Annotated in this window: 10 protein-coding genes; 7 read left to right on the top strand and 3 right to left on the bottom strand. The window is 41.3% G+C overall.

From position 1 onward, the window contains the following. Positions 1-133 precede the first annotated feature (133 nt). Positions 134-1,936 (top strand): hypothetical protein, encoded by a 1,803-nt coding sequence (locus I7804_RS14845; protein ID WP_248404018.1) that lies wholly within the window; start codon positions 134-136, stop codon positions 1,934-1,936. A 77-nt stretch (positions 1,937-2,013) separates the two neighbouring features. Here I7804_RS14845 and I7804_RS14840 read toward each other — a convergent pair whose 3' ends face one another. From I7804_RS14840 to I7804_RS14830, 3 genes are all read right to left on the bottom strand, one after another. Further along, positions 2,014-3,789, bottom strand: a complete 1,776-nt coding sequence (locus I7804_RS14840) for an oleate hydratase (RefSeq protein ID WP_248404017.1) — start codon at positions 3,787-3,789, stop codon at positions 2,014-2,016. A gap of 252 nt (positions 3,790-4,041) precedes the next feature. Continuing rightward, entirely contained in the window at positions 4,042-4,617 is a 576-nt protein-coding gene (locus I7804_RS14835; RefSeq protein ID WP_022758777.1) for a TetR/AcrR family transcriptional regulator, read from the bottom strand. A gap of 255 nt (positions 4,618-4,872) precedes the next feature. Further along, the gene (locus tag I7804_RS14830; RefSeq protein WP_248404016.1) at positions 4,873-7,011 is read right to left on the bottom strand and encodes an endo-1,4-beta-xylanase; all 2,139 of its coding nucleotides are present in this window, start codon (positions 7,009-7,011) and stop codon (positions 4,873-4,875) included. Between the two features lie 326 nt (positions 7,012-7,337). Between I7804_RS14830 and I7804_RS14825 the strand changes: the two genes are divergently transcribed. From I7804_RS14825 to I7804_RS14800, 6 genes are all read left to right on the top strand, one after another. Further along, positions 7,338-7,712: a heavy-metal-associated domain-containing protein gene (locus tag I7804_RS14825; protein ID WP_022755024.1), complete on the top strand. Its 375-nt coding sequence runs from the start codon at positions 7,338-7,340 to the stop codon at positions 7,710-7,712. Positions 7,713-7,957: 245 nt separating this feature from the next. Beyond that, positions 7,958-8,668, top strand: a complete 711-nt coding sequence (locus I7804_RS14820; protein ID WP_282570433.1) for a lantibiotic protection ABC transporter ATP-binding protein — start codon at positions 7,958-7,960, stop codon at positions 8,666-8,668. 40 nt (positions 8,669-8,708) lie between these two features. Further along, positions 8,709-9,440 carry a lantibiotic immunity ABC transporter MutE/EpiE family permease subunit gene (locus I7804_RS14815; protein WP_248404015.1) on the top strand — a complete coding sequence of 244 codons (732 nt, stop codon included), beginning with the start codon at positions 8,709-8,711 and terminating at the stop codon, positions 9,438-9,440. Positions 9,441-9,442: 2 nt separating this feature from the next. Next, on the top strand, positions 9,443-10,186 hold the full coding sequence (locus I7804_RS14810) for a lantibiotic immunity ABC transporter MutG family permease subunit (RefSeq protein WP_248404014.1): 744 nt from the start codon (positions 9,443-9,445) through the stop codon (positions 10,184-10,186). Between the two features lie 36 nt (positions 10,187-10,222). Beyond that, positions 10,223-10,885, top strand: a complete 663-nt coding sequence (locus I7804_RS14805) for a response regulator transcription factor (protein WP_248404013.1) — start codon at positions 10,223-10,225, stop codon at positions 10,883-10,885. After that, positions 10,873-12,306, top strand: a complete 1,434-nt coding sequence (locus I7804_RS14800; RefSeq protein ID WP_248404012.1) for a sensor histidine kinase — start codon at positions 10,873-10,875, stop codon at positions 12,304-12,306. Before I7804_RS14805 ends, I7804_RS14800 begins: the two co-directional genes overlap by 13 nt. Positions 12,307-12,335: the final 29 nt, after the last annotated feature.

Here is a 12,335-nt window from a genome sequence, read left to right as displayed (position 1 = left end):
ACAAGGGATCATATTTTGTCAAAAAAGCCTGTGTTGACAGGCTTTTTTGGTGTACAATATAACTTTAAAACTTGGATACTACACCAAATAGTCCAAGAATAAAAAATGTTTTATAGGGAGAAAAAAGTAACAAATGTGGGAGAATGAAGATAGCAGAGTACCTGTGACTATCGAGGAATTAAAAGATCTATGTGCGCAAAGGGGAATTAATCTATATCAGCTGGGCTTCTATCTTGGTTCGGATCATATCGGACCTAATGCATATGGCGTTTACAAAGACTATTGGACTAGTGACTTTATAGTATATAAAAATATTGAGGACGGATCCAAGGAAGTACTGTATCAGGGACAGGATGAAGCGAAAGCTGTAAGTAAGATCAATGAGCAGCTAAGGAATACGCTTCTAAATGCGGAAGTCAGCAATGAAGAGGTACCGGATACCGGAGCGCTGGATACTTCCGACCATTCCCTTTTACGTCCTGAAACATCAGGAGTGGAAGAGAGCGAATATGCAAGAGAAGAGACTCAGGATTCATGTACAGACACCATATTCACCCAAGATGATGATCTTAATCTTTCCAGTGAAAAAATATCTGATGAAGAAGCTAATCTGAATATATTTGGAGGAAGTTCATCAAGCGAGGAATATAACTTAAGCTCGAATGAATCTGTACACAATAAATATACAAGTGGGTCTACGAAAGATGATAGAGCATCGGAAAACTCCTGGATGGATATTCAGACTCCGATCATGAAAGCAGCTCCTAATGAAGCTGGTACAAAAGAAAGTGATGAGCCATCTTCTGATGATGAGAAGAATTCTACTAAAGAAAAAGAATTTACCGCTGAAGATGTCAAAGATCTAAAGACCGGAGTAATATTTTGCATTGGTAAGCTTTTCTATTATCTTGGAAGGCTTTGCTATTATCTAAGCATAATCCTTTACTATTTGTTCAAAGCTTTTGATGGTGCCAAATATGAGATCAATCTCATACTGACTGGGAATAGAAGAAGCGTAAAAGACAGGAATAATAATGGCGCCGCAACTGGTGATAAAGAAAATGTCAGAATAGATGGAAGCGGCGAAGATAATGGCATAGAGAATGGTAAAGATAACGAGAATGAAGCTCCGGTATTTTTCAATGAGAAAGAATATGATGATAAGGCAGAACTCTTAGGAGCTAAAATACAATTTTATATCAGCAGGTTCTTCTTCTATATTGGCAAATACGCTTTGAAATTAAGCCAGTATTGTTATCAGGGTATAGATGATAAATTCAAGTTTGAAGCTGAGTTTAAGGAAGCAGATAGCGAGCATATAGCAAGAACAGATACAATCAGTAGGGCAGCAGAAAGTGAGCATGTAGCTAGAACAGATGTATCCGGCGGGGCAGCAGGCAGTAGTGTTATTACCAAAGAATATACCAACAGAAGACCGGATGTCAGCAAATCGGAGTCTGATGCTTATAACAATGCAGAAACCTATAAAAAAGCTGACACCTATACCCATACCAATGCTAATACCAGCTACTACCGAGGTAATGACCAGAATCTCCAAAGCCTTGTCAAGAACATTGACCCGGATGTAGAGTTATTAACAGCAGATTACTCTGAGACATATGATCTGACAGAGATTGCAGAGGAATATGATGATAACACAGAAGCTGGTAGTGATGGCAGTATAGATGATCTGTTTAGTTCATTGGATGATGAGGAACTTGAGTATCCTGATAATAATGAAGATTATATAGATAATAAACTCGGTAAAAAGATATACCTGTTCATAGTGGTGGCACTTGCTGCAGTACTGTTTTTGATATTCATGATGGCAGGTGCAGATTTGGCGGCCAAATCAAAGCGTAATGACCGAAACTACTATGATTACGAATATAATACAAATAGTCATAAGACCTATAACAACAGCTGGAGATGGTAAAAGGGCCAAAGCCCAGGGTGATAGATCACAGCAATCTGTCACTCTGGGGCGGCCTTTTTATATTACTCTATACTTTTTTATATTACTCCATACTCTTTTAGAAGCTTCTCAATATCTGTTCCTTTGATAGCACTTAGGAGTTTGCTAAGGGCGATCTTTTCCTTAAAGCCCAGCTTCATGTCAGTAAGGGGCCTTCCGTCGCGCATGCTGACTGCAGCCTTTAGCAGATCCCGGATATCATAGATGCTGCCCCAGACTTCCGGTACTCCGCGGTCTACATTCATGAGAGTATAGACAGCGACCATTGCAGTTCGTATAGAATACTCAGTTGTGAATACGGTGTCTCTTGGAACTTCTGCAAAATTCCCGATAAAAGCGAAGTTCACAGCGCCGTCAGGCACAACTTCTGGTCTGTCTCCTGCTGTACGCGGCATGAAGTAAGCACTTGCAAATGGCATCATTACCGGGATTGTTTTTGCACTGTTTGCAGCAAGCTGTTCGATCTGATCTGTGGGAACGCCAAGATGATACAGCCATTCCATGCATATTTCTTTGCCGGTGCAGTCGCGCATTTTCTTCTTGATATAATCACCCGGACGATCTGTATAAAGACCATAGAGCCATACAAGGCACTGATCCTTGGGCTGGGAATGGAACTGAGGCTGGCGATTGATAGTCCAGCTAAGTAGCCATCCCGAATCCCTTGCTGTAACAATTCCGCCGGTTACAACCTTGCCGGATAGTGGATCGCGCTGACATATGTTTTTGATATAGGGCAGGATCTTGCCATCTAATGTATTGACAGTGACACCCATCCAGTTGCATTCTTCGGGATTGCCATAGAACTTCTCCGGATGACCAAAAGAGCTGTCCTTTTCAGCAATCTTGCGCCACAGATCAAATGAACCACCCGGGCGGATCTCTTTGTGATATTCACACACTTGATCCTGACCACCAATGGAGGAGTTCTCTACATTACTTCCATTGGTGATAAACAGATAATCGTCCTCTGTAAGGTCCAGGTAATCTTTCTGGCCGGCTGTGTATAGTTCTATGCGCTTTGCAATTTTTATATCATCATGAATATCAAAATCAACATCCATGACTTGTGTATTAAAGTGAAACTGTACTCCGTGAGCTTCCAGATATCTGACCATAGGAAGAATCATGGATTCATACTGATTGTACTTGGTAAAGCGAAGAGCACGTAGATCCGGAAGACCATCGATGTGGTGGATGAAGCGCTGCATATACCTCTTCATCTCAAGAGCACTGTTGCAGTTATAGAATGCAAACATAGTCCTCCAGTATGTCCAGAAATCGCTGCCCAGAACTTCGTCATCCAGAACATCTGTGATACGCTTTTCTTCCAGATCTTCATCAGGTGTGAAAATAAGTTTTGTTAGCTGCCTTGATGCTTTGTCGCTAAGGTTGAATTTGCCGTCTGTATGGGCGTTCTGGCCCTGATGCTCAGTAACGCGGCACAGAGAATAGTTGGGATCTTCCTTGTTAAGCCAGTAGTACTCGTCAAGGACACTGACTCCATCTGTTTCGATAGATGGAATAGAGCGGAATAGGTCCCACATAACCTCGAAATGGTTGTCCATCTCACGACCGCCGCGCATGACATAACCAATCTCCGGATAGTTCCATCCATCGCAGGCGCCTCCGGCGATGGGATCACGCTCAAAAAAGTGAATGTTTTTTCCCGGCATTTGTGCGTCGCGCACAAGGAAACATCCTGCAGAAAGCGCTGCAAGTCCGGTTCCTATAAAGTAGGCGGATTTATGTTCAATTCCTTCAGGTTTTTTAGGACGGGCAAATGCCTCATAGTTACCACTTGAATAATACATAAAAGAACCTCCATAACACTGTAATTGCACTGTTTTTGGGTACAATTAAAGTGTAGGAGGTTCTGCTTATAGCTGCCATAGGCGAAAGATACAGAGTATCTAAAAAGACGATAGTAATGCATAAATGACTATTTTTCCAACAAAAGGACATAACTGTCTAAATAATCAAAATCATTAAATATATCCAAATAAGATACAAAAATTAAAGCGCATGTAAAAGCTAAATTACCTAAATAGCTATGAAAATTCCGATCACGTTCTACTTAAAGGGACATCCAGCCTGCACTTTTCAAGCATGCGGGGGATGTCACCGTCAATAAGTTCACTTAGGCGAGATACTATCTCTTTTGGAGGAGTCTTCATATCGCTCTTGATCCACTCCAGAGTCAGACCTACAAAGGCGTATTTGTAGAAATCAGCAATGAATTTCTTGTCTTCATCTCTGACAGTCATCCCATGAGCGCATTCCTCTACTACATTGATCAGGAGATCATATACTACCCGGTACAGGTACTGGATGATCTGTTCCTGGCTTACATGGCGGTAGACATTGATTATAAATGGCTTGTTGTCTTCTACTGCGTTCAGAACATTCAAAAAGCCCTGTTGCCAGGTATCATAGGTCGTATTGCTTGATAAGGCCTTCCTTGCATCCTCTTCACAAGACCATTCGATCAGGGCATATATATCCTGAAAATGATAATAGAAAGTGGCTCTGTTGACGCCGCAATCCTCGGTTATATCATTTATGGTGATCTTATTGACAGGCTTTTTTAAAAGAAGGTTCTTGAGTGAAGTTTCAAGTGCACGTTTGGTGATATTGGACATGAATCAGGCTCCTAAATGACTTTTATTAAAATCATCAAAACTATAATCTTAATATAGCTTATAGACCGGCATACCGGCTTATTCATATTTAATAAAACTGCTTGTCTATGAATTTATCTATTGCGTCATAAAATCTTGACAATGATTACATTGCCTTCGATTTTATTCCTTGTATATAAATCGAACGAGTCAGCACACTAGAATCCGATATCTAATATCATACCATATCTTACATAAGAACTTATTATTAAGAACTTATGCCTTATCACCACATATCCACGCCCATGCAAGATCTGACCATAGGCCTACATCGGCCTTAAGGCTCATATCGATTCCATTTTCTTGGAATTCATTGCCGCTAAAGAACTGTTCGATGAGTTCCTTCTTCCTCTGCTCTGAAACGTTGACTCCCTTACCTTCCTTGACACTGAAAGCCGCCCGCATGGTCTGCTCCATGCTATAATCCCCGCCGGACCAGCCTTTGAAGAAGGTATCGTTGGCAATTGTAAGGCCGTGAGGTCCTCTTGGGAACACATAGTGGGCGAAAGGAACCTTATGCCTGCGCAGTGCCATGGCAAAGAGATAACTGTTCTCTACAGGGACAAGACCATCTTCCTGAGTCTGCCAGATAAAACAAGGCGGTGTGTTACCTTTAACCTGTTTTTCCAAAGAGAAGTACTCAAGCTCTTCATCAGTAGGATCATCGCCAAGAAGAGCCTTGACTGAATCCTTGTGAGTGAACTCGCCTGTAGTGATAACAGGATAGGACAGGATGACGCCGGTAGGTCGGTTGGATATCTCGTTGTATGTAGGATCAATATCCTTGACATCATCAAAATGAACTGCAAGGCTTCCGCATACGTGGCCGCCTGCAGAAAAGCCCATGATATAGAGATTGTCAGGGTCTATGCAGTATCTGTCAGCATTTTTTCTTATAAATCTTACAGCTCTTGAGATATCTTCAAGGGGCTGTCTTTTAAGAGGAACTGACATGGTGATATCAGTTGTATAGCTAAGAACCAGTACATTCATCCCGCGTTTGTAGAACTCCATTGCAGGAAGCTCGCCCTCATGAGAGCAGCACATGCAATAGCCGCCTCCGGGTACTACCAGCATACATGGACGCTTATCAGTATCCGGGTGAAGATATGCAAAGACATTGGGAACAAAGCCGTAAGCTGCTTCGTAGGTATACTCGCCATCCTTCCAGATATTATCACGTTGTATCCTCATCCTTGGCCCGTTTTGAGGCATACCTTGAAGCTCATAATCAGCTTCCGGATAGTCAGGAGCCCATCTGTCTATACCATCTGATATATATGCAGCTATAGGATCCTCTGAACTTGCAGTATCCGTTGCATCCGCTCTGTCACCGGGAAGCACTGCGCTAAGCACAGCATAGTAAGCCTCTTTGGCTTCACACTTTCCTTTGAACAAAAGAGGGTAACTTGTCTCACGTCTAAAACCAGTAAGCCAGCTATCTTCATCTCTAAGATTCCAGAATGTGACACTTGTGATATTGGCCTTGCCTGATCTTACAGCGTCAAGGTAGATCTTGAAGAAGTCCCTGTATCGTAGAGCCAAACTATGCATGGACTCATCTGACGGGTCGGCATTGTGCATATCAAGCTCAGTTATATGGATCTTAAGACCAAGAGCGCCGTAGCTCTCTATAGCCTTCTTGTAATCATCAAGATCAGGATGATTCATAAGAAGATGAGACTGCATGCCCATTCCGTCTACAAGCTTTTGGTCAATAAGGGGTTTTAAAACATTGGCTATGATGAAGTCTCTCTTCCAGTCAAGAGCTGTCTCGTAGTCGTTGTAGAAAAGATCAACACCATCGGATACGTATCGTCTTGCATATTCAAATGCTTTGATAAAAAAGTCATTACCAACAGTCCTGGTCCATAGTGACTTCCTGAAATCTCCCTCGTCAACTATCTCGTTGACAACATCCCAGGCATAGATAACACCAGGGTAATTGGACTGAACAAAAGTAAGTACACCTTTTATATAGTTTTCAAGTCTAGAGAGCATAGTGTCTCTACTTGCAAGCGGAAAATGCTCGTTGTAGTTCTCACAAAAGAACCACTTGGGAGTCTGATTGTGCCATACAAGGGTATGGCCGCGCATGGCTATGCCATGTTCTTTGGCAAATTCAAGATAAGGGATGGCGTTTTCAAAAGTCAGGGCAGGTTCAAGGTTGTACTTGTCAGGGTCTTCCTTGTTAAGATTCTTGTCAAGGTAGTACATGGGCTTCATATCATTCTCACAAGTGAAGCTGTTGAACTGATCTGTAAGAAGCTCCATGTGAGCCTTGGTATGGAGATTGACTCTGGAGATAGCAGCGCCAATCTTAAAATATGGTTCATAGGCGGTTTTGAGATTCATAATATCCTCCGTAATACGATACTATAATTAAAAAAACATATCTATTGTAGAATATATCTATTGTATATATAAAGACTCTTTGTATATCTTAATACATTAATAAATAGCGTACTATGTAATTCTTGCCTATTACTTATCATTATTGATTAATTCATCGGAAGAAGTGATTAAACTACGCTATAATAAATATCGCAATAAGTAAGCCAAAGCTTGCTGCCCTAGATCCTACAGCTATTCAAAATGGGAAGTAAGTGCTATAATTGTTAGGGATTGCTAACTTGTTGCGACCTAATAAATGTAACTAATTATCCACAGGAGGAACATCAATGTCTTTTTCTAATGTAATTGTCATAGCTATTCTTGCGGCAGTTGTTTTCATAGCGCTAAAGGGTAGTATAAGTCACTTTAAAGGGGAGGGAGGATGCTGCGGAGGCGGCGGATCAGTTGAGAAAGAGCCTGATAAGAAACTCTCTGGACCCGTAATCCAGACTAAAGTGTTCAAGATAGACGGGATGCACTGCGAGAACTGTTCTAATAAAGTTAAGCGCACCATTAACAGAATAGACGGCGTATCAGCTAAGGTGAATCTGCGTAAAAAAGAGGCTGTTGTCCGTTATGAAAAAGATGTTGATGATAGCCTTATTACTAAGGAAATTGAGGATCTTGGTTACAAGGTAACAGAGTGTTACGGCAAGAAGTAAGAGTATAGAGTATATTATTACCTCTTAAGACAGTGCCGGGGATATCCGGTCAGTATTTTCAGAAGATGCAGAACCCGTCCGGGAATGTCAATGACTAAGAAGATTACTTTGTCATTGATATTTTCGGGCTTTTTTTTTTTCCTGATAATCTTCATCAAATCTTTATTTTTCTTTGTATTCTCTTTTCAGGTTGAAAAAACGCGATAACAAAAACAAATATACTTTGAAAATAAAGGGGAAAAATAATGGAAATGATGCTTAAAACTAACGAACTTTGTAAGACATTTAAAGATCAGAAAGCTGTTAATAAAGTTTCACTTAATATACCCAAGTGCTGCGTATACGGTCTTCTCGGACCAAATGGTGCAGGAAAGTCAACAACACTTAAGATGATAACAGGAATCATGAAGCCCACAAGCGGCGAGATCATCTACGATGGGAAGCCTTGGAACAGAAGCGTTCTTGATAAGATTGGAGCACTGATCGAGAATCCGCCGATTTATGAAAATCTCACAGCAAGAGAGAATCTTGAAGTAAGAGCGATCCTTATTGGAGCTCCCAAGAGCAGGATTGATGAAGTTTTAAAAACAGTTTCACTTACAAACACAGGCAAAAAGAAAGCTGGTCAGTTTTCACTGGGAATGAAGCAAAGACTTGGTATAGCACTTGCGCTTCTTGCAAATCCCAAGCTCCTTATTCTGGATGAGCCTACAAACGGACTTGACCCTATCGGAATTGAAGAACTTAGAGAACTTATAAGATCTTTTCCAAAAAAGGGAATCACAGTGATCCTGTCAAGCCATATCCTATCAGAGGTTCAGATGTGTGCTGACTACATCGGAATAATCTCAGACGGAGTGCTGGGATATGAAGGCGAGCTTCTTCCGGGACAGAATCTTGAAGAGCTATTCATGGATGTTGTTAAGCAAAACCGTAAGCTGCAGAATATCGCATAATTACCAATTACCTAACAGAATAGATGAGAGGATTGAAGAAATGACTAACATAATAAAGGCAGAATTTTTAAAATCAAAGAGAACTATGAGCAGTAAACTCATATTTGCATTCCCAATAATCGCACTTGTAATGGCGTTTGTGCTTACAAACGGAATAGAAAACGCATACGCAGAGAGTGCATGGAACTGGTGGTATGTATTTATTCTTCCGGGGATGATCGCTATCGTAAGTTATCTTTCTGTAATGAGGGAAAAGAAAAACGGATACTACAACATCAAGACTCTTCCTATGGAGAAAAGAAAACTGATGCTTGGGAAAATAGCCTATCTTGGAATCCTTGTACTTATATCAAATGTAGTGCTCTTTGCGGGAGCTACCATGGGTGGCGCCTTTCTAACAACAAGTGTTCCGGTAATTGGAGCAGCTGTAACAGTTGTCGTTCTTACTATCGCAGTGCTTTGGCAGATACCGCTGTTCTTATTCCTTAGTGAAAAATTCGGAATGGTAGTTGAACTCTTAGCCTGCCTGTTCATAACTGTGCTTGGAGTAAGTGTGGCACCTTCAGGAAAATGGTTTTTATTTGTATCCGCAATATCCAATAGAATTGTTACTCCGCTTCTTCATATACTTCCAAACGGCTTGAGAACGCAGGCAGAAGATCCGCTTCTTAGCACTACTGTAATCTTTCCCGGCATTCTCATTGCCCTGGCCCACTTTGTGGTTTTAACTTATCTGTATCTTAACTGGTTTGAAAAAAGAGAGGTCAAATAATAATGTTTATTAGATGTCTTCGTGCAGAGTTTTATAAAATGAAAAGAAGTCCCGTGACAATCAGTCATATCATAATCCCGATACTGGTAAGCGCGGTGTTTCTTGCTTATTATGCTAGTTCCGGATGGGAAGAGATAGATAAGATAACTGCTTTTTATCAGGCTCTTGGATCTGCATTTCCTGTATTGATTGGAATCTTCGTTGCAAGTACAATGGAGCAGGAGCAAAATGCTGGAGCGTTCCAGAATCTTCTTACTTTGAGAAGTAAGACTGCAGCACTTTTTTCAAAGGTAGTAGCATTACTTTTACTTGGTCTATTGGCTTTGTTATTCACAGCAGTTTTATTCGGATCCGGCTTTAATATGATTCACGGGCAGAGCAGCGCTTCAATGGGAGTGTTTGTTATAGCTTCTCTTGTGATGTGGCTTTCCGCGATTCCGCTTTATCTGATATTTGAGATTTTTGCATTTGTTTTTGGAAAAGCTTTTGCGATAGGTGCAGGACTGCTCTCAGGACTTATCAGTGCACTTTTCCTTACCGGTCTAGGTATGTATGTATGGAAGGTCGTGCCGTTTTCATGGGCAACTAAAATGCCTGATGCATACCTTGTATACGAGCTTGCTAATAGATCGGCGCTTTCTCAGATTAAGTCACAGGCACCGATTTACCTGATAGTTGTCATTGTATGCTTTGCCGGATATTATGTTTTTGCTGCAAACTACGAAGGTAGTAAGATTTCTGAATAAATGGCTTCAAATATTTATACAAAAAGGATGAAGAATATGGCAAACATACTTGCAGTTGACGACGAAAAAGCCATTCTAAACATGATTGGAAATGTTCTTGTTAAGGACTCTCACACAGTTACAAAAATTGATGATCCTACGAAACTAAAGATGGATAAGCTATCACGCTTCGACCTGATATTACTGGACGTGATGATGCCCGGAATTGACGGCTTTGAACTTTGTTCAAAGATAAGGAATGTAGTTGATTGTCCGATTATATTTATCACAGCTAAGACGGATGAGGGAAGTCTTGTAAACGGACTTGCCCTTGGCGCAGATGATTATATCTGCAAGCCCTTCGGAGTTATGGAACTTCGTGCAAGGATCGGAGCGCACCTTAGAAGAGAAAAGCGTGAACACGTGGCAAGACTATCACTTGGCAGGATCTGCTTTATGCTTGAATCACGAAAGATGATGATTGATGAAAAGGAAATAAATCTCACAAAGGCTGAGTATGACATATGCGAGTTTCTGGCAAAGAACCGCGGTCAGATTTTTTCCAAAGAACAGATACTGGAAAAGGTACTGGGGTACGACAGTGAGAGTAGTGACAGCACGATAATCACGCACATCAAAAATATAAGAACGAAGCTCTTGCGCTACGAATATATGCCGATTAAGACAGTTTGGGGGATTGGATATAAATGGGAAGAGTAAAGAGCAAGGATAAAAGGAATAAGAGGGGGATGCTGGGGCTTGGAAGTATGTTTGAGGCCTATACTTTTTTTATGGGATTTGCACTCATTATATGGGCTGCTATTTCTTATTTTGCGTTTGGTCTTCTTATAAATGCCGGAGTGATCTACCCGGCCAACTATGCTGAATATAGGATAAATGAAGCTTTTGAACAGATTGAAACAGCAAGTGAAGTGACGGAAGATCTGATTCCTGAAGTATGCCGCTATGTGGTCTTTTCAGAGGATGGAGAAGTCCTTTCAGGGAATCTTGGCCAAAAGGATGTGGAAACTGCATGGAAGGTATTATCAAATAATAATTATAGTGATGGTAAATTCTATAAGGTTATTCACCGCAAGGATGAATATGTTGTCTTACAGTACAGACTTAAGTCTCAGTATAAGTCAATGTGGATGAATGAACATCTGCCAAGCCCTGAAAATCTTATGATATTATTCATCTTTTTTTGCTGTATTGGAATCATGCAGATTTTTGCAAAGAGATTCGGATCGGTTATCCGAAAAAAGATGACTCCTATGAGGGGAGCCTTAGAGCAGATCGGCGACAGGAACCTGGATTTTAAGATAAATTATTCAGGTGTCAGGGAGATTGATGAATGCCTGGTGGCATTGGATGACATGCGATATGCGCTTAAGACTTCGCTTCAGAAGCAGTGGGAGACTGAGCAGGAAAAGAGCAGGCAGATGTCAGCTCTTGCTCACGATATCAAGACTCCTCTTACAGTAGTTCGCGGCAATTCCGAGCTTTTATTAGAGACAGAACTTACGGATGAGCAGAAGAACTATGCGGACTATATTTCGGGAAGTGCACTTCAGATTCAGAACTATGTGCAGACCCTCATAGAAGTTACGAAATCTCAGGAGGGTATCGAGCAGGCACCTGTCAATGTGAAGGCTTCTGAGATTCTGGCTGATATCAAAAAGCAGACTATGGGGCTTTCAGAAGTTTATCAGCTTCAGATTAACTGGAAGGAAGAGTTTTCACCTGTAAAAGATGCAAATGTACAGGCGGTGCCGGATGATGAAAATAGCGAGGTCATTATCAGCGTAGTGTACGACCACGTTGTCAGGGCTGTTATGAATGCTGTGAGGAATGCTGCTGAGCATACCCCTAAGGGCGGTATAATAAATATTATAGCAACTTACAATGGCTTAGAACTTGCCTTTACTGTTGAGGATTCTGGAAGCGGCTTCACACCTGAAGCTCTTGCCCATGGCACAGAGCAGTTTTTTATGGATGATTCCAGTAGAACAGGCGGTTCTCATTATGGTATCGGACTATTCTTTGCAAAGAAAGCTGCTAAGGAGCACGGCGGCGAGATTGTTCTTGCTAATTCTAAGGAGACTGGTGGAGGTAAGGTTCGGATCTACTTTACGGTCTGAGCATGAAACTGAAGAGGAAGCATATATTT

This window comes from Butyrivibrio fibrisolvens, assembly GCF_023206215.1.
Taxonomy (GTDB): Bacteria; Bacillota; Clostridia; order Lachnospirales; family Lachnospiraceae; genus Butyrivibrio; species Butyrivibrio fibrisolvens_C.
The sequence above is the reverse complement of the archived record's forward strand: the minus strand, read 5'-3'. Positions and strand labels throughout refer to the sequence as shown.